The sequence below is a fragment of the Providencia sp. UF-224 genome, from assembly GCF_058245955.1.
The window spans coordinates 56,941-75,656 of sequence record NZ_JBSICC010000017.1; the positions used below are offsets into that span (position 1 = coordinate 56,941).

15 protein-coding genes and 2 tRNA genes are annotated in these 18,716 nt (G+C 45.2%); 15 read left to right on the forward strand and 2 right to left on the reverse strand.

Annotated features, from left to right (window positions below):
* Positions 1-4 precede the first annotated feature (4 nt).
* The 14 genes from glmM (at position 5) to AC4IFO_RS15715 (ending at position 14,609) form a co-directional block, all read left to right on the forward strand.
* Positions 5-1,342 carry a phosphoglucosamine mutase gene (gene glmM / locus AC4IFO_RS15650; RefSeq protein WP_353244069.1) on the forward strand — a complete coding sequence of 446 codons (1,338 nt, stop codon included), beginning with the start codon at positions 5-7 and terminating at the stop codon, positions 1,340-1,342.
* Between the two features lie 223 nt (positions 1,343-1,565).
* A complete protein-coding gene (gene secG / locus AC4IFO_RS15655; RefSeq protein ID WP_047755886.1) occupies positions 1,566-1,910 on the forward strand; it encodes a preprotein translocase subunit SecG in 345 nt (114 codons plus the stop codon).
* A 115-nt stretch (positions 1,911-2,025) separates the two neighbouring features.
* A tRNA-Leu gene (locus AC4IFO_RS15660) sits at positions 2,026-2,115 on the forward strand.
* Between the two features lie 59 nt (positions 2,116-2,174).
* A tRNA-Met gene (locus AC4IFO_RS15665) sits at positions 2,175-2,251 on the forward strand.
* A 249-nt stretch (positions 2,252-2,500) separates the two neighbouring features.
* Positions 2,501-2,953, forward strand: a complete 453-nt coding sequence (rimP, locus tag AC4IFO_RS15670; protein ID WP_219244879.1) for a ribosome maturation factor RimP — start codon at positions 2,501-2,503, stop codon at positions 2,951-2,953.
* A gap of 23 nt (positions 2,954-2,976) precedes the next feature.
* Positions 2,977-4,485 (forward strand): transcription termination factor NusA, encoded by a 1,509-nt coding sequence (nusA, locus tag AC4IFO_RS15675; protein ID WP_273803440.1) that lies wholly within the window; start codon positions 2,977-2,979, stop codon positions 4,483-4,485.
* A gap of 23 nt (positions 4,486-4,508) precedes the next feature.
* Entirely contained in the window at positions 4,509-7,247 is a 2,739-nt protein-coding gene (gene infB, locus AC4IFO_RS15680; protein ID WP_490735727.1) for a translation initiation factor IF-2, read from the forward strand.
* A gap of 86 nt (positions 7,248-7,333) precedes the next feature.
* Entirely contained in the window at positions 7,334-7,744 is a 411-nt protein-coding gene (rbfA, locus tag AC4IFO_RS15685) for a 30S ribosome-binding factor RbfA (RefSeq protein WP_219244876.1), read from the forward strand.
* On the forward strand, positions 7,744-8,697 hold the full coding sequence (truB, locus tag AC4IFO_RS15690; RefSeq protein ID WP_490735729.1) for a tRNA pseudouridine(55) synthase TruB: 954 nt from the start codon (positions 7,744-7,746) through the stop codon (positions 8,695-8,697). The genes rbfA and truB overlap by 1 nt, the downstream gene beginning before the upstream one ends.
* Before the next feature lie 111 nt (positions 8,698-8,808).
* Positions 8,809-9,078, forward strand: coding sequence for a 30S ribosomal protein S15 (gene rpsO, locus AC4IFO_RS15695; protein ID WP_047755880.1), 270 nt, complete (start codon positions 8,809-8,811; stop codon positions 9,076-9,078).
* 275 nt (positions 9,079-9,353) lie between these two features.
* Entirely contained in the window at positions 9,354-11,480 is a 2,127-nt protein-coding gene (pnp, locus tag AC4IFO_RS15700) for a polyribonucleotide nucleotidyltransferase (protein WP_490735731.1), read from the forward strand.
* 96 nt (positions 11,481-11,576) lie between these two features.
* Complete coding sequence (nlpI, locus tag AC4IFO_RS15705) at positions 11,577-12,494, forward strand: lipoprotein NlpI (protein WP_353244063.1); 918 nt, start codon at positions 11,577-11,579, stop codon at positions 12,492-12,494.
* Between the two features lie 116 nt (positions 12,495-12,610).
* Positions 12,611-12,676 carry a hypothetical protein gene (locus AC4IFO_RS15710; RefSeq protein WP_490735768.1) on the forward strand — a complete coding sequence of 22 codons (66 nt, stop codon included), beginning with the start codon at positions 12,611-12,613 and terminating at the stop codon, positions 12,674-12,676.
* Complete coding sequence (locus AC4IFO_RS15715) at positions 12,666-14,609, forward strand: DEAD/DEAH family ATP-dependent RNA helicase (protein WP_273803442.1); 1,944 nt, start codon at positions 12,666-12,668, stop codon at positions 14,607-14,609. Before AC4IFO_RS15710 ends, AC4IFO_RS15715 begins: the two co-directional genes overlap by 11 nt.
* A 249-nt stretch (positions 14,610-14,858) precedes the next feature.
* Here AC4IFO_RS15715 and btsR read toward each other — a convergent pair whose 3' ends face one another.
* Positions 14,859-15,575 carry a two-component system response regulator BtsR gene (btsR, locus tag AC4IFO_RS15720; RefSeq protein ID WP_490735734.1) on the reverse strand — a complete coding sequence of 239 codons (717 nt, stop codon included), beginning with the start codon at positions 15,573-15,575 and terminating at the stop codon, positions 14,859-14,861.
* A gap of 18 nt (positions 15,576-15,593) precedes the next feature.
* A complete protein-coding gene (locus tag AC4IFO_RS15725; protein WP_490735771.1) occupies positions 15,594-17,279 on the reverse strand; it encodes a LytS/YhcK type 5TM receptor domain-containing protein in 1,686 nt (561 codons plus the stop codon).
* A 457-nt stretch (positions 17,280-17,736) separates the two neighbouring features.
* Here AC4IFO_RS15725 and AC4IFO_RS15730 point away from each other — a divergent pair, with 457 nt between their 5' ends.
* Positions 17,737-18,708 carry an HlyD family secretion protein gene (locus tag AC4IFO_RS15730; protein ID WP_490735736.1) on the forward strand — a complete coding sequence of 324 codons (972 nt, stop codon included), beginning with the start codon at positions 17,737-17,739 and terminating at the stop codon, positions 18,706-18,708.
* The last annotated feature ends 8 nt before the right edge of the window (positions 18,709-18,716 follow it).

Genomic DNA, 18,716 nt, shown 5'->3' on the forward strand with positions numbered 1-18,716 from the left:
GCGTATGAGCTCTCGTAAATATTTTGGTACTGATGGTATTCGTGGCAAAGTGGGTGATAGCCCAATTACCCCTGATTTTGTTTTAAAATTAGGTTGGGCGGCTGGTAAAGTGCTGGCTCGCCACGGTTCACGTAAGATTATCATCGGTAAAGATACGCGTATTTCTGGCTATATGTTGGAATCTTCCTTGGAAGCAGGCTTAGCTGCGGCAGGTTTATCAGCCTCTTTTACGGGCCCAATGCCAACCCCTGCGGTGGCTTATTTGACTCGTACCTTCCGTGCTGAAGCGGGCATCGTCATTTCGGCTTCCCATAACCCTTACTACGACAACGGCATCAAATTTTTCTCTATTGATGGCACAAAACTGCCAGATGAAGTGGAAGAAGCAATCGAAGCCGAAATGGAAAAGCCAATTACCTGCGTTGAATCCGCAGAGTTAGGCCGCGCAAACCGTATCGTGGATGCGGCAGGGCGTTATATCGAATTCTGTAAAGGCACATTCCCGAACGAACAAAGCCTCTCTAGCTTGAAAATTGTTATCGACTGCGCCAATGGTGCAACTTACCACATTGCCCCGAACGTATTTCGTGAGCTAGGTGCTGAAGTTATCACGATTGGTTGCGATCCTAACGGTATCAACATCAACGAAGAATGTGGCGCAACAGACGTTCGTCAGTTACAACAAAAAGTATTAGAAGAAAAAGCCCATGTTGGCTTAGCGTTTGATGGTGACGGTGACCGTATCATCATGGTTGACCATCTTGGCGAAAAAGTCGATGGCGACCAAATTCTGTATATTATTGCCCGTGAAGCGCTGCGCCAAGGCCAATTAAAAGGCGGCGTTGTTGGTACGCTGATGAGCAATATGGGGTTAGAAATCGCCCTGAAACAGCTTGGGATCCCATTTGAACGTGCAAAAGTGGGTGACCGCTATGTACTGGAAAAATTACAGGAAAAAAGCTGGCGCATGGGGGCTGAAAATTCAGGCCACGTGATTTTGCTGGATAAAACGACCACAGGTGATGGGATTGTTGCAGGCTTACAAGTGTTAAGCGCAATGGTTCGTAACCACATGAGCCTTCATGACTTATGTAGCGGCATGAAATTACTGCCACAGGTGCTAGTCAATGTACGCTTTAAAGGTAAGCATGACCCTCTGCAAAGTGATGCGGTGGTTGCAGCTAATGAAGAAGTTGAAAAACAATTGGCAGGTAAAGGCCGCGTATTACTGAGAAAATCAGGAACTGAGCCGTTAATCCGTGTCATGGTTGAAGGCGAAAATGAAGCTGACGTAACGGCGATGGCAAATCGCATTGCTGACGCGGTAAAAGCAGCGGGTTAATTGCTGTTAAGTAAAAGCTGGGCCAATATTTCGAACATTTGTTGTTTTTTTCTGCAAATAGACAAGTGAGGCTCAAAATAGACTTGCTTGTCGGCTCAGCTTTGGTTAGTATTCGCACCTGCTCAATCCTGTAAGGGCTTCCCTTTATCGCAGTGAATGAGTAGGTGTGCAGTAATAGAGGTCATAGCAAACGCTATGCACCGCAACTGAATAGGTAACTCAAATGTACGTAGCTCTTTTAATTATCCTCTTGATAGCAGCTATCAGCCTGATTAGTCTGATTATGTTACAGCAAGGTAAAGGTGCTGACATGGGTGCATCATTCGGTGCGGGCGCTTCTGCAACACTGTTTGGTTCATCGGGTTCAGGTAACTTCATGACCCGTATGACTGGGATCTTGGCTGCGGTGTTTTTCATCATCAGTTTAATACTTGGCAATATGACTGCAAATAAGTATGGAACTGGTAGTGGTAGTAAGTGGGAAAACATTAGTGAACCTACTAAAGTCGAGCAACCAACAGACGTTCCGGCAGCACCAGCTACACCAACGAGCGACATTCCTCGTTAAGTGTTAGAGATTCCGAATGAAGGCAGTTATGCCATCATTAAGCAGTAAGCTCAGAAATGAGTGAGAAGTTAAAAATTTGAGGTTATTGATATTACATTGATAACCTCGCCTCAGTGCCGAGGTGGTGAAATTGGTATACACGCTACCTTGAGGTGGTAGTGCCTACAAAACGGGCGTACGGGTTCAAGTCCCGTCCTCGGCACCATTATTTTAGATGGCTTGTGATTTACAGGTTATCTGTGTAGAATATGTCACGTTTTCGAACGCGGGATGGAGCAGCTTGGTAGCTCGTCGGGCTCATAACCCGAAGGTCGTTGGTTCAAATCCAGCTCCCGCAACCATTTCTTATTTACATACCTTGTCATTATCGTAGTCAATAGCAGTTATCCGATGCAGTAATCAGGTTTATTATCAAACCTAGCTCTCAAAATTTCTCATCGATTTCTCTAGACTTTACAGGTATAATAAGAACATGGTGAACCCGTGCACTACAGGGTCCAGTTACAAAAGCCCCGAATTTCGGGGTTTTTTGTTATTTGACAATCGAATTAACTGGGCTATATGCCCTTTTTTTATGTCTGGGGGTGGGCTTGTCCACATTAGAACAGAAATTAACAGAGATGATTTCAGCACCGGTGGAGGCGCTAGGCTTTGAATTCGTTGGCTTAGAGTTTATCCGTGGTCGCACATCGACACTGCGTGTCTTCATCGATAGTGAAGAAGGCATCACTGTTGATGATTGTGCTGATGTCAGCCATCAGGTGAGCGCAGTATTGGACGTCGAAGATCCAATCTCCGTGATTTATAACCTGGAAATATCGTCACCAGGGCTTGAACGTCCTTTATTCACCGTTGCTCACTATGAGCGCTTTATGGGTGAAGAGGTGGCTCTGACTTTACGTATAGCGATGCAGAACCGCCGTAGATGGCAAGGTATTATCAAGTCCGTAGACGGTGAAATGATTACGGTTACTGTAGATGGTAAGGATGAGGTGTTCGCCCTCGGCAACATCCAGAAAGCTAACTTGGTACCCCACTTTTAATAAAGTTCAATGAGGCAACTAGGATGAATAAAGAAATTCTGGCTGTTGTAGAAGCGGTTTCTAACGAAAAATCCCTCCCTCGTGAAAAAATCTTCGAGGCTCTGGAAACTGCATTAGCGACGGCGACCAAAAAGAAATACGAGCAAGAAATTGATGTACGTGTTGAAATTGACCGCAAATCAGGTGATTTCGATACGTTCCGCCGTTGGTTAATTGTCGACGAAGTGACAATGCCAACGCGTGAAATCACGCTTGAAGCAGCACAATTTGAAGATCCAGAACTGCAATTAGGCGGTTATGTTGAAGATCAAATTGAATCTGTTGTGTTTGACCGTATTACAACACAAACAGCAAAACAAGTTATCGTGCAAAAAGTACGTGAAGCAGAACGTGCGATGGTTGTTGACCAATTCCGTGAGCACCAAGGTGAAATTATCACTGCTCAAGTGAAGAAAGTTAACCGCGAAAACATCACGTTAGACTTAGGTAACAATGCGGAAGCGGTTATTCTGCGTGAAGATATGTTGCCACGCGAAAACTTCCGTCCAGGTGACCGCATTCGCGGAGTCCTGTATGATGTACGTCCTGAAGCTCGTGGCGCACAACTTTTCGTTACGCGTTCTCGCCCGGAAATGCTGGTTGAATTATTCCGCATTGAAGTGCCAGAAATTGGCGAAGAAATTATTGAAATCAAAGCTGCTGCCCGTGACCCAGGTTCCCGTGCCAAAATCGCAGTAAAAACCAACGATAAGCGTATTGACCCAGTGGGTGCTTGTGTTGGTATGCGTGGTGCGCGAGTTCAAGCCGTTTCGAGCGAATTAGGCGGCGAGAGAATTGATATTGTGTTATGGGATGATAACCCGGCTCAATTCGTTATTAATGCAATGGCTCCGGCTGATGTTGCATCTATCGTGGTCGATGAAGACAATTGCACGATGGATGTTGCCGTTGAAAGCAGCAACTTAGCTCAAGCAATCGGGCGTAACGGACAAAACGTACGTTTAGCCGCTCAGTTGCTGAAAATACACCGTGGTGATGACAAATGGGAACTGAATGTCATGACCGCAGAAGAGCTGCATGCAAAACATCAGGCAGAAGCGCACGCTTCTATTGAAACATTCACCAAGCATCTTGATATTGATGAAGAGTTCGCCACTACACTTGTAGAAGAAGGCTTCTCGACGTTAGAAGAACTGGCTTACGTGCCTATTAATGAACTTCTGGAAATTGACGGTCTTGATGAAGATACCGTTGAAGTTCTACGTGAAAGAGCGAAAGCGGCCCTCACCACCATTGAATTGGCTCAAAAAGAGAGCCTCGGTGATAATCAGCCAGCAGAAGAGTTGTTGAATCTTGAAGGTATGGATCGTACCCTGGCCTATAATTTGGCAACTCGTGGTATCTGTACACTGGAAGATCTTGCTGAGCAGGGCATCGACGACCTGATTGATATCGAAGGTCTGGATAATGAGAAAGCAGGTACGCTCATTATGGCCGCACGTAATATTTGCTGGTTCGGTAATGATGCGTAAACACTGTAGCAGGAAGGAACGGCATGACAGAAACTGTAAAATCATTGGCAACGGAAATTCAAACCACCGCTGATCGCCTGGTACAGCAATTTGCTGAAGCAGGGATCACTAAAGGTGAGAATGACTCTGTTAGTCAGTCAGAAAAAGAAGCTTTACTGAACCACTTAAATCGCGAACAAGGCGGAGCAGCGGGTCAGCCAAGCAAATTGACGCTACAGCGTAAAACTCGTAGTACGCTGAGCGTCCCCGTCACCGGTGGCAAAAGCAAATCGGTAAATGTTGAAGTCCGCAAAAAACGCACTTATGTGAACCGTGATGCTGAAGAAGCTAAAGCGGAAGAACAGGCGCAGCGTGAAGCGGAAGAGCAGGCACAGCGCGAAGCTGAAGAACTGGCACAACGTGAAGCACAAGCTAAGCGTTTAGCAGAAGAAACTGCAAAACGTGAAGCGGATGAATTGGCAAAACGTGATGCCCAAGAGAAAGCAAAACGTGAAGCAGCAGATAAAGCGACGCGCGAAGTAGCGGAAAGAGAAAAAGTGAAACCAAGCGAAAATCCACAAAAAGCAGGCAAAGCGCCAGAAAGCAATGCCGACAAACAACGCCGTGACGCCGAAGCTGCGGAATTAAAACGCAAAGCGGAAGAAGAAACTCAGCGTAAAGTTGAAGCAGAAGCGCGCCGCGTTGCTGAAGAAGCTCGTAAAATGGCTGAAGAAAACGGCGAAAAATGGACAGCTGAAACGAAAACTGAAGAAGACAGCGATTATCACACAACCACTTCTACGCACGCTCGTGCAGCTGAAGATGAAAGTGATGAGAAAGAAGAAGGCCGTCGCTCACGTAATCGTACAGCAAAAGCACCTCGTCAGAAAAAAGGTAACAAACTGTCTGAAAAAGCTGACCGCGAAGAAGAGCGTGCAGCAGGTCGTTCAGGCCGTACAAAAGGTAAACAGCGTAAAGGGAGTTCTTTACAGCAAAGCTTTACTAAACCAGCCGCTGCCGTAAACCGCGATGTGGTTATCGGTGAAACCATTACTGTTGGCGAACTGGCTAACAAAATGGCGGTTAAAGGTTCTCAAGTCATCAAAACGATGATGAAGATGGGCGCAATGGCAACCATCAACCAAGTTATTGACCAAGAAACTGCACAATTAGTTGCAGAAGAAATGGGCCATAAAGTTATTCTGCGTCGTGAGAACGAGTTAGAAGAATCGGTAATGAATGACCGTGATACTGGCTCTGCGGCGCAAGAGCCACGTGCACCTGTTGTCACCATCATGGGTCACGTTGACCACGGTAAAACCTCTTTACTTGACTACATTCGTTCAACGAAAGTGGCATCAGGTGAAGCGGGTGGTATTACTCAGCACATCGGTGCTTACCACGTTCAAACTGACAAAGGTATGATTACCTTCCTTGACACCCCAGGTCACGCCGCGTTTACATCGATGCGTGCTCGTGGTGCTCAGGCAACGGATATCGTTGTTCTGGTTGTTGCAGCGGACGATGGCGTAATGCCACAAACTATCGAAGCTATCCAGCATGCGAAAGCAGCGGGTGTGCCGATTGTTGTTGCTGTGAACAAAATTGATAAACCAGAAGCGGATATTGACCGTGTTAGAAATGAACTGTCTCAGTACGGTGTTATTTCTGAAGAGTGGGGCGGTGATACGCAATTTATCGGTGTATCTGCGAAAGTGGGTACCGGTATTGACGATTTACTTGATGCACTGTTACTGCAAGCTGAAGTTTTAGAACTGAAAGCGGTTTATACAGGCATGGCAAGCGGCGTGGTTGTTGAGTCTTACTTAGACAAAGGTCGTGGCCCTGTGGCAACTATCCTTGTTCAAGAAGGTACGCTGAACAAAGGCGACATCGTACTGTGTGGATTTGAATATGGCCGTATTCGTGCAATGCGCAACGAATTGGGCAAAGAGGTTCAATCTGCGGGTCCATCAATGCCTGTTGAGATTTTAGGTCTGTCTAGCGTCCCTTCTGCAGGTGACGAAGCGACCGTTGTTCGTGACGAGAAAAAAGCCCGTGAAGTTGCCCTGTATCGTCAAGGTAAATTCCGTGATGTTAAATTAGCACGTCAGCAGAAATCTAAACTGGAAAACATGTTTGCTAACATGGAAGAAGGTAAAGTTTCTGAACTGAATATCGTACTGAAAACTGACGTCCAAGGTACTTGTGAAGCGATCACTGACTCTCTGATGAAACTGTCAACAGATGAAGTTAAAGTGAAAATCATCGGTTCTGGCGTTGGTGGTATCACCGAAACGGATGCAACACTGGCTGCGGCATCTAACGCGATTATCCTTGGCTTTAACGTCCGTGCAGATGCATCGGCTCGTCGTGTTATTGACAGCGAAAGCGTTGATTTACGTTACTACTCGGTCATCTATAGCCTGATTGATGAAATCAAACAAGCGATGAGCGGTATGTTAGCACCTGAATATAAACAACAAATCATTGGACTTGCAGAAGTTCGTGATGTGTTTAAATCACCGAAATTCGGTGCAGTTGCTGGTTGTATGGTTACTGAAGGTACCATCAAACGTAACAACCCAATCCGTGTCCTGCGTGATAACGTCGTTATCTACGAAGGTGAGTTAGAATCACTGCGTCGCTTTAAAGATGACGTCAATGAAGTTCGTAACGGTATGGAATGTGGTATCGGCGTTAAGAACTACAACGACGTTCGCGTCGGTGATATGATCGAAGTCTTCGAAATCATTGAAGTTAAACGTTCTATCGACGGTTAATTTTGTGAGAGCCCACGAAGTATCGTGACTACAAAATAGTGTTAATAAGGGGGCGATTGCCCCCTTTATTGTCAGGAGACATAACGATGGCAAAAGAATTCAGTCGTTCTCAGCGCGTTGGGCAAGAGATGCAAAAAGAAATTGCGATCATCTTACAACGTGAGATTAAAGACCCACGTATTGGCATGGCGACCGTTTCAGGCGTTGAGTTATCTCGCGACCTTGCATACGGTAAAGTCTTTGTGACCTTCTTCAATATCGCTAATGATAAAAGCGAAGAAGAAATGGTCGCAGATGGCATTAAAGCCTTAAATGAAGCTGCCGGTTTTATTCGCTCGTTAATTGGGAAAGCAATGCGTTTACGTATTATTCCTGAGTTAACGTTTGAATATGACAATTCCCTTGTTGACGGTATGCGGATGTCAAATTTAGTGTCAAACGTGATCCGTGATGATGAAAAACGTCGTGCGGATGTTAGTGACAAAGAGGAAAAATAATGGGGCGTCGTCGTAGCGGCCGTAATATTGACGGCGTAGTGCTGCTGGATAAACCCACGGATATTTCTTCAAATGATGCGCTGCAAAAAGTGCGGCGCTTTTTTAATGCTAACAAGGCTGGGCACACGGGGGCTCTAGACCCGCTCGCGACAGGTATGCTGCCTGTTTGCCTTGGTGAAGCAACGAAATTTTCCCAATTTTTACTCGATTCAGATAAGCGTTATCGCGTGATTGCTCGTCTTGGGCAGCGCACTGATACGTCGGATTCACACGGCGAAATTATCAGTGAGCGTAACGTAGAGTTTACACAGCAGAAACTGGATGATGCCTTAGAATTTTTCCGCGGTGATACATTACAAGTTCCTTCAATGTATTCAGCGCTGAAACATCAAGGTCGTCCATTGTATGAATATGCACGTAAAGGCATTACTGTCGAACGTGATGCACGCCCAATTACCGTCTATGAATTACTGTTTATTCGTTTAGAAAATAACGAGTTAGAGCTAGAGATTCATTGTTCGAAAGGAACCTATATTCGCACCATCATTGATGATTTAGGTGAGATGTTAGGTTGTGGCGCGCATGTCACTTATTTGCGTCGGTTACAAGTGGCTAACTACCCTTATGAACGCATGGTGACATTAGAACAATTGGCGGCATTGAGAGCAAAAGTGGATGCAGAAGAAGGGTCATTTGAATCCTTGCTGGATGCCTTATTGCTACCGATGGATACCGCAGTTGTTCATTTTCCCGCGGTGAATATTACAGAAGAAACAGCGGCTTATTTCAAGCAGGGTCAACCTGTGCGAGCTGCGGTTCAAGACCTTGATGAAGGTTGTATGGTTCGTGTCACCTGCGGTGAAGAGCAACGGTTTATCGGTATTGCCCTGATCAGCGAAGATGGCCGCCTTGCACCGAAGCGTTTGGTCGTGGAAAATGAACAATCCGCATAGTGGCCCTTATTGCTTTGCTGCGTTAAGCAGCGTAGAATAGCGGCGCTTAATCTTGAGATGCTAAATTAGAGATTGGCTCTCACCACTTACATTAATTTTTTGGAGTTTATTATGTCTCTAAGTAATGAAGCGAAAGCTAAGATCGTTGCTGAGTTCGGTCGCGGTGAAAATGACACTGGTTCAAGCGAAGTTCAAATCGCTCTGCTGACTGCACAAATCAACCATCTGCAAAGCCACTTTTCAGAGCACAAAAAAGATCACCACAGCCGTCGTGGTCTGCTGCGTATGGTTGCACAACGCCGTCGCTTACAAGCTTACTTGAAAGGTAAAGATATCGCACGCTACACAGCTCTGATCGAGCGTCTGGGTCTGCGTCGTTAATCTTGTCAGTTTCAGTGGAAAGGGGCCAATTGGCCCCTTTTCTGCTAAAAGTTATTTTGAAAGTTGAAGTAATACTCGAATTGTACTTAACTTAAATGTTAAGCTATAAGTCGTAATTAACTGTTTTAGTATGCCTCTTCGCTGCATCCGATTCGCGCGGCTAATGAGAACGTTGATGACTGGAATATCAATCTTCTCATTAGTCGCGAGGCTGTAGGAAGAATAAGCCAATGCTACCCGAGATGCTCAGGTGGCCTTACAAAAAGGGTATTATTGTGTTAAATCCTATTGTTCGTAAATTCCAGTACGGTCAACATACCGTCTCGATTGAAACAGGCATGATTGCTCGTCAAGCATCAGCCGCAGTTATGGTTAACATGGATGACACTGCAGTATTTGTGACTGCCGTGGCACAGAAAAAAGTTAAGGAAGGCCAAGATTTCTTCCCTTTAACGGTTAACTATCAAGAGCGTACTTACGCTGCAGGTCGTATCCCAGGTAGCTTCTTCCGCCGTGAAGGTCGTCCTGGTGAAGGTGAAACGTTAATCGCTCGTTTGATTGACCGCCCACTGCGCCCTCTGTTCCCAGAAGGTTTCTTGAACGAAATCCAAATCATTGCAACCGTTGTGTCTGTTAACCCACAAGTTAACCCAGATATCGTTGCGATGATCGGTGCATCTGCGGTATTAGCGCTGTCTGGTGTTCCATTCAATGGCCCAATCGGTGCTGCACGTGTTGGTTTTATCGATGACCAATATGTTCTGAACCCAACAGCAGATGAACTGAAAAAAAGTCGCTTAGATTTAGTCGTAGCGGGTACTGATAACGCAGTATTAATGGTTGAGTCTGAAGCTGAACTGTTAAGCGAAGAGCAAATGTTAGGTGCGGTGGTATTTGGCCACGACCAACAGCAAGTTGTTATTCAGAATATCAATGAATTAGTTAAAGAAGCAGGCAAAGAGAAATGGGATTGGCAGCCAGAGCCAGTTAACCAAGCTCTGCATGATCGCGTTGCTGCATTAGCAGAAAGCCGCATGGGTGATGCTTACCGTATCACTGAGAAACAAGAGCGTTACGCGCAAGTTGATTTAATCAAAGATGAAGTTATCGCAACTTTAGTCGCTGAAGACGAAAACATTGATGTATCTGAAGTGTCAGATATTTTAGCGAACTTAGAAAAACAAGTGGTTCGTACTCGTGTTATCCGTGGTGAGCCGCGTATCGACGGCCGTGAGAAAGACATGGTTCGTGCATTGGACGTTCGTACGGGTGTTTTACCACGTACTCACGGTTCTGCACTGTTTACACGAGGTGAAACTCAGGCACTGGTTACCGCAACTCTGGGTACAGAGCGTGATGCACAGGTTATCGACCAATTAATGGGCGAATACACTGACCGCTTCTTGTTCCACTACAACTTCCCTCCATACTCTGTTGGTGAAACAGGCATGGTAGGTTCACCTAAACGTCGTGAAATCGGTCATGGCCGTTTAGCGAAACGTGGTGTGTTAGCAGTCATGCCAGATCACGCTGATTTCCCATACACTATCCGTGTTGTGTCTGAAATCACTGAATCTAATGGTTCATCATCAATGGCGTCTGTTTGTGGTGCGTCATTAGCACTGATGGATGCAGGTGTGCCAATTAAAGCCGCTGTTGCAGGTATTGCAATGGGTCTGGTGAAAGAAGGTGACGATTTCGTTGTTCTGTCTGATATCTTAGGTGACGAAGACCACTTAGGTGATATGGACTTTAAAGTTGCTGGTAGCCGTGAAGGTATCAGTGCACTGCAAATGGACATCAAAATCGAAGGTATCACACGTGAAATCATGCAAGTTGCTCTGAACCAAGCAAAAGGTGCGCGTCTGCACATTCTTGGTACAATGGAACAAGCGATTAATGGTCCACGTGAAGAAATCTCTGAATTTGCACCACGCATTTATACAATCAAAATTAATGCAGACAAAATCAAAGATGTCATCGGTAAAGGTGGTTCAGTGATCCGTGCGTTAACGGAAGAAACTGGCACAACGATTGAAATCGAAGATGATGGTACTGTGAAGATTGCAGCAACTGATGGCTTGAAAGCGAAAGAAGCAATTCGTCGTATTGAAGACATCACCGCTGAAGTTGAAGTCGGTCGCATTTACCCAGGTAAAGTGACGCGTATCGTTGATTTCGGTGCATTTGTTGCAATCGGTGGTGGTAAAGAAGGTCTGGTACACATTTCTCAAATCGCGGATAAGCGTGTAGAGAAAGTGACTGACTACCTGCAAATGGGTCAAGAAGTTCCTGTTAAGGTATTAGAAATCGACCGTCAAGGCCGTATTCGCCTGAGCATGAAAGAAGCGGTTGCACCAACTGAAGAACAGGGTGCGCAGCCACAGGACTCAGCAGAGTAAGCTGACCTAAAAAACAGCGCTCTACTTGGGTAGAGCGCTATCGGCCAATGAGGCTGAAACGATAATTTGTAAAGCGTGGTAATGTAAGGACGGAGTATGCTGAACAGTATCTGTCTTCGGGTGAGAGATTATCGCACGCTCCCGCGTGTGCTCTTGGCGCTTATCTTTTTTGTTATTATTGGATGTAGCAGCAAAGATTGGCGAAAGAACGAGGTGTTTGCCGTTCCACTTCAACCTTCATTACAACAAGAAGTGATATTGGCGCGCATGGAACAAATCCTTGCGAGCCGATCTTTAACCGATGATGAGTACGCACAGCTTTTATATGAGCGCGGTGTGTTGTATGATAGTCTCGGTTTAAGGGCGCTGGCACGTAACGATTTTTCGACTGCGTTAGCCATACGTCCTGATATTCCTGAAGTTTTTAATTTTTTAGGGATATATTTTACGCAGGCAGGCAACTATGATGCTGCCTATGAAGCGTTTGATTCTGTTTTAGAGCTTGATCCAACTTACAATTTCGCGCGGATGAATCGTGGCATCGCATTATATTACGGTGAACGGTACAAACTAGCGCAGGATGATCTGCTGGCGTATTATCAGATAGATCCAAATGATCCTTTTCGTACTCTGTGGCTTTATCTCGTCGAGAAAGACATAGACCCGCGTATGGCGCAAGATAATCTTGCTGCCCGCTACAACCAAGCGGAGAAAGGGCAATGGGGCTGGAATATCGTAGAATTCTATCTTGGCAATATCAATGAAGATACATTGATGGCGCGATTGAAAGAAACATCTACGGATAACACTTCGCTCGCTGAGCATCTCAGTGAAACTAACTTCTATTTAGGTAAACATTACCTAAGTCTGGGGGATAAGGATAGCGCAGTTGCGTTATTCAAACTGACGGTAGCTAACAACGCTCACAGCTTTGTTGAACACCGCTATGCATTGTTGGAATTGGCGCTGTTAGGCCAAGAACAAGACGACCTTTTAGAATCGGGCCAGCAATAGCTGACGAACATTTCATTGAAAAAATTTTAAGTCATCATCCCTCGGGGTGACGGCCTATTTGTTCGTTTAATAAACACAATTTGAGCCAGTTCACATTTTAAATGAAAATGACCGAAATGATTTTCCGATGGTTATGTAAACTGGCTGCCACTAAGTATGAGGCACCTTTACATGACTACTGAGACCGATATTTCTTTTGCTGAGTTAGGTTTATCAGCACCTATTTTGACTGCACTGAACGACCTGGGATACGAAAAACCTTCTCCAATCCAGCAACAATGTATTCCATTGTTAATGGATGGCAACGATGTATTAGGTATGGCACAAACAGGTAGCGGTAAAACTGCTGCGTTTAGTTTGCCATTACTGCAAAACATTGATGCAGATTTAAAAGCACCGCAAATTTTAGTGCTTGCACCAACGCGTGAGTTAGCTGTGCAAGTTGCGGAAGCAATGAGCGATTTCTCTAAACATATGAACCGCGTAAACGTTGTTGCCCTATATGGTGGCCAACGTTATGACGTGCAATTACGTGCATTACGCCAAGGTCCACAAATTGTTGTGGGTACACCGGGTCGTCTGCTTGACCACCTGAAACGTGGCACGTTAGATTTATCTAAATTAAAAGGCTTAGTCTTAGACGAAGCTGATGAAATGCTGCGTATGGGCTTCATTGAAGATGTTGAAAACATCATGAGCCAAATTCCAGCAGAACACCAAACTGCGCTGTTCTCTGCAACAATGCCTGAACCAATTCGTCGTATTACACGTCGTTTTATGAAAGATCCGAAAGAAATTCGTATTCAGGCAAGCATTACAACTCGTCCAGACATTGCTCAAAGCTATTGGACTGTGTCTGGCATGCGTAAAAATGAAGCGTTAGTGCGTTTCTTAGAAGCAGAAGACTTTGACGCAGCGATTATTTTCGTGCGTACCAAAAATGCAACATTAGAAGTGGCCGAAGCGTTAGAACGCAATGGTTACAACAGTGCGGCACTGAACGGTGACATGAACCAAGCACTGCGTGAGCAAACTTTAGAGCGCTTAAAAGATGGCCGTTTGGATATCTTGATCGCGACTGACGTTGCAGCGCGTGGTTTGGACGTTGAGCGTATTAGCTTAGTCGTTAACTATGACATCCCAATGGATGCAGAGTCTTACGTTCACCGTATCGGTCGTACTGGCCGTGCAGGTCGTGCCGGTCGTGCATTACTGTTCGTTGAGAACCGTGAGCGTCGCCTGCTGCGTAATGTCGAGCGCACAATGAAGCTGACTATTCCTGAAGTTGAACTGCCAGATGCAGACCTGCTGAGCCAACGTCGTCAGGCGAAATTTGCTGAAAAAATTCAACAGCAATTAGAAAGCAGCGATTTAGATCAATACCGTTCACTGTTAGCGAAAATGTCCCCATCTGAAGATGTCGACATGGAAACCTTAGCAGCGGCACTGTTAAAAATGGCACAAGGTGAGCGCGCGCTGATCCTGCCACCAGATGCACCACGTCGTCCACGTCGTGAATTTAACGACCGTGATGATCGTCGTCGTGATGGTGACCGCCGTGATCGCAATAGCAACGGCAACGGTTTCGACCGTGCAGAACGTGGTGAGCGTGGCGGCCGTCGTGAGCGTCGTGACGTTGGCGATATGGAAATGTACCGTATCGAAGTTGGCCGTGATGATGGTGTGGAAGTCCGTCACATTGTTGGTGCGATTGCTAACGAAGCTGATATCAGCAGCCGTTATATTGGTAATATCAAATTGTACGGAACTCACTCAACAATTGAATTACCAAAAGGTATGCCAACTGACGTGTTAACTCACTTAAGTCGCGCACGCATTTTGAATAAACCAACGCAAATGCAACTGATCGGTGATGCACAGCCATTCGAACGCCGCGGTGGCGGTGAGCGTCGTGGTGGTCCACGTCGTGAAGGTGGTAGCGAAGGTGGTTTCGGTGCAGGTCGTCGTAATGACCGTGGCGGTGAGCGCGGTGGCGAGCGTCGTGGTGGTGGTGAACGCCGTGGCGGTGGTAACCGTGACCGTGGTAACTCTGCTCCACGTCAAGAAGGCAATACTGCAGCTCCACGTCGTCGTAGCAGCAGCCATAACGCATAATAGTTTGTTTTTATCGGGATTGATTCCCTACTAAAATCACAAAACCCGCATTTCTTTGGAGTGCGGGTTTTTTTATTTAAGTTTGTTTAATCCTTCTTTCAAGCAGCCTTCTCCTTGCTTCACTTACTGTCATTACACGATTATTATCTACGTCATTTTTAGCAGCCATAATCAGTTTTAATAAAGCATTTGATTGTCGCGTTTTCAAATTGTTATGCATAGTAGAGAATCGTTTCCCATATTGTGATTTTAAACCAACCCCAGCGCCTCTTTTAGCGGCTTTAGGTAGCGGCGGCTAACAGGAATGTGCTCACCTGAGCTGAGCACCAACTCGGCTTGGCCGCTATCACCGAACAAAATTTCATTCAGTTGGGTCATATTCACCAAATATTGCCGGTGGCAGCGCACTAGTGGGGTACGCAGCTCTAATGTGCGCAGTGTCAGTTCAGTAAAACCTTCTTGCCCTTGTGTACTCATCACATAAACACCGCTCATACGTGATGTGACATACAAAACTTCATCAAGCTTCATCAAGTAAATACGGCTATGGCCTGTACACGGGATAAATTTTAGCGGCTCATTGTTACCTAAAAGCTCAAGGTTTTGTTTTTGTTTGCCTTGGCGTAAGCGGTTCAAGGTTTTTTCGAGCCGCTCAGGTTCAAGGGGTTTTAGCAGGTAATCAAACGCATGTTCTTCAAACGCTTGGATAGCGAATTCATTGAAAGCGGTCAGAAATACAATATAAGGGCGGTCTTCGGGATCTAGCATGCGCACCATTTCTAAGCCTGTTAGGCGCGGCATTTGAATATCAAGAAAGACCACATCAGGCTTTTTTTTATGAATAATGTCTATCGCTTCAATGGCGTTTGCGCATTCACCGATAATTTCAATATCATCGTGTTCTTCGAGTAAGCAACGGACGTTTTCCCGTGCAAGGGGTTCATCATCAACAATTAATACATTCATAGGGTTACATTATCATTATTAGGGTGCTGCCAAATACGGTAGGCGAATTTTCATTCGGGTAAATTTTTCCGGCTCATGCTCTACGCTAATGCCATATTGTTCGCCATATTTTAAACGTAAGCGTTTATCGACCAAGCCCATCCCAAGGCCATCACACTGTTTTGCTGGTTTATATAAGCCCGCGTTATCTTCTATCTCGATATACACATGTTCACTGCCGATATAGCTGCGTATTGTAATATATCCCGTCTCTAATAACTGTGAGGTGCCATGTTTAATCGCATTCTCAACAAGGGGTTGCAAGGTAAATGCGGGCAGTTCGACATGTTTGGCTTCTTCTGGAATTTCAATATGGATTTGCAAGCTATCTTGAAAACGGGCTTTTTCAATTTGCAAATAGGCATTGATATGCTCAATTTCCTCACCCAAAGTGGCATTTTGCTCTGGGCGCTTGAGGTTATTACGGAAAAAGGTCGAAATGTATTGAACCAATTGCCCAGCTTGTTGGCTGTCTTTGCGGATCACTGCTTGCAACGTATTGAGTACGTTAAATAAAAAGTGAGGGTTAACTTGGGCATGGAGCAGTTTTACTTCTGATTGCAGTAGCGACTGTTTATTACGTTCATATTGACCCGCTAGAATTTGCGCAGAAAATAAGCTTGCGATACCTTCGCCTAATGTACGGTTAATCGAGCTAAATAAGCTATTTTTAGCCTCATAGAGCTTTATGGTACCAATCACGCGGTCATTCTCCCCCCGTAAGGGGATAACGAGAGCAGAGCCGAGTTTACAGGTTGGACAAAGAGAGCACTTATACGGTGTTTCATTGCCATCGGCATAGACAACCTCATTATTATCAATGGCTTGCCTTGATTGACTCGATGATATAGGTGTTCCGGGGCGGTGGTGATCAGCACCGATGCCAATAAAAGCGAGTATTTTTTCTCGATCAGTAATCGCAACGGCACCAATTTCGAGCTCTTGGTAAATAATTTTGGCAACCTTCATACTGTTATCTGCATTAAAGCCTTTGCGTAAAATACCCTCTGTGGTTAAGGCAATTTTAAGGGCTTGTGCAGAAAACGCGGTGGTGTATTTTTCCACTATCGCACGTCGGTCGAGTAAAATACGAATAAACATCGCAGCACCAATGGTATTTGCGACTAACATCGGCGCGACAATGCTTCTTACCAGCTCAACTGCTTCATCGAAGGGGCGAGCCAATAATAGAATAATTAACATCTGAAGCAGTTCAGCCACGAAAGTGGCGCAGCTAGCAGTAACAGGGTTAAAAATTTTATTAATTTCACCGCGTTTCATATAGTAACGATGAACTAACCCACCAATGAGTCCTTCCACAATAGTCGAAATCATACAGGCAAATGCACTCATACCCCCTAATGAATAACGGTGTATCCCGCCAGTAAAGCCTACAGCAAACCCCACGGCGGGGCCGCCAAGTAGTCCACCTAATACCGCACCAATGGCGCGTGTATTAGCAATAGAATCATTGATATGCAGACCAAAATACGTTCCGATAATACAAAAGACAGAGAAAATCAGGTAACACATCACTTTATGGGGTAAGCGGATGGTGACCTTTAATAATGGAATGACTAGCGGGGTGCGGCTGAGTGCCCAAGCGATAACTAAGTAGACGCACATTTGTTGGAGTAATAATAATATTAAGTCAAATTCGTACATGCTCGTCATATTTCACATTGTGGGGGTGTTGACTGCGTTCGGTTACTCGGGTCACATACTTATGTATGCTCCCCAAGATACCCTCTCTGGTTGCCTACCCACAATGCGAACTATTTAGAGCATGGCTCGTTAAATTTTGCATTGTGGTAAGTGGAGAATTCGGCGATTTTACGACAGACTTTTTAGTGCTGTGTATGAGCGGAATTATTCACTTTGGCTATCTATTTTTAATGTTTATTTTCTTCGTAATTATACCGTAAGTCATTGGTTAAGTAATCGACATTTGAATTAGGGCAATTCATCATTATTTGACATAAGAAAAAAATCGATTCAATATTAGACAAAGACCTGCCTTTTCGTGATCTTGCGCACGAATTTATTAACGCTATACCTAATTTTCTTGTCATACTCTAGGGATAATAGTTTCCCCCGTTATTATTTAAGGTTCGCATAAATAATGAAAAAAAGAACAATAGTACTGATTTTGCTGATGCTTATCTTAATTGCAGCAGCGGCCTTATTTCATTCCCATAATCAATATTTATTGTTGCAGGGAGAAGTGGATGCGCCTGAAGTCATTGTCACTTCAAAAGCCAAAGGCCGCGTGATGGAGCGGCATGTGGAGCGTGGGGATGATGTTAAACAGGGGCAATTGTTGTTAACTCTTGAAAGTCCGGAACTGCAAGCGCAGTACGAAGCCTCTAAAGCAGCAAGAGACCAAGCCAAAGCACAACTCGATCAATCCTTAAATGGCACACGTGCAGAAACCATTCGTGATTTGCAAGCATCGTTAGCTCAAGCCGATTCACAATACCAAAATGCATCCCGTGAATACGCGCGCTTAAGCAATTTAAAAAGCAAAGGCTATGTTTCAGCAAATGAGCTGGATAATGCACGTAAAGCTAAAGATGTTGCTTTCTCGCAAGTCCAAGGGGCAAAAGCTCGTTTAGATGAAGGGCAGCACGGCGATCGTATTGAGCAGCGCCATCAATATGAGGCGGCTTTGCAGCAAGCAGCGCAAAAATTGGCTGAGATCCAAGTGCAAATCGATGATTTACAGGTTAAAGCCCCTGTTGATGGTGAAGTTGGTCCAATCCCCGCAGAAATTGGTGAGTTATTCAACGCAGGTAGCCCGCTGGTATCACTGATCCGCCTGCCACAAGCGTATTTTATTTATAACCTGCGCGAAGATATTTTAGTTGGGGTGAAAAAAGGCGATAAAGTTCAGCTCGATATTCCTGCTTTAGGGAACAAAATGGTTGAAGCCGAAATTCGCTATATCGCGCCAAAAGGTGACTATGCAACGAAGCGGGCGACGCGTGCAACAGGGGATTTTGACTTAAAAACCTTTGAAATTCGTTTGTATCCTGTTGAGCCAATCGATGGGTTAAGACCCGGTATGAGCGTGTTATGGCACTGGGATAAGTAAAGGTGTTG

Coding starts and splice junctions, on each gene's coding strand:
- glmM (WP_353244069.1), top strand. CDS start 5: ATGAGCTCTCGTAAATATTTTGGTACTGATGGTATTCGTGGCAAAGTG.
- secG (WP_047755886.1), top strand. CDS start 1,566: ATGTACGTAGCTCTTTTAATTATCCTCTTGATAGCAGCTATCAGCCTG.
- nusA (WP_273803440.1), top strand. CDS start 2,977: ATGAATAAAGAAATTCTGGCTGTTGTAGAAGCGGTTTCTAACGAAAAA.
- infB (WP_490735727.1), top strand. CDS start 4,509: ATGACAGAAACTGTAAAATCATTGGCAACGGAAATTCAAACCACCGCT.
- rbfA (WP_219244876.1), top strand. CDS start 7,334: ATGGCAAAAGAATTCAGTCGTTCTCAGCGCGTTGGGCAAGAGATGCAA.
- truB (WP_490735729.1), top strand. CDS start 7,744: ATGGGGCGTCGTCGTAGCGGCCGTAATATTGACGGCGTAGTGCTGCTG.
- rpsO (WP_047755880.1), top strand. CDS start 8,809: ATGTCTCTAAGTAATGAAGCGAAAGCTAAGATCGTTGCTGAGTTCGGT.
- nlpI (WP_353244063.1), top strand. CDS start 11,577: ATGCTGAACAGTATCTGTCTTCGGGTGAGAGATTATCGCACGCTCCCG.
- AC4IFO_RS15715 (WP_273803442.1), top strand. CDS start 12,666: ATGACTACTGAGACCGATATTTCTTTTGCTGAGTTAGGTTTATCAGCA.
- btsR (WP_490735734.1), bottom strand. CDS start 15,575: ATGAATGTATTAATTGTTGATGATGAACCCCTTGCACGGGAAAACGTC.
- AC4IFO_RS15725 (WP_490735771.1), bottom strand. CDS start 17,279: ATGTACGAATTTGACTTAATATTATTATTACTCCAACAAATGTGCGTC.
- AC4IFO_RS15730 (WP_490735736.1), top strand. CDS start 17,737: ATGAAAAAAAGAACAATAGTACTGATTTTGCTGATGCTTATCTTAATT.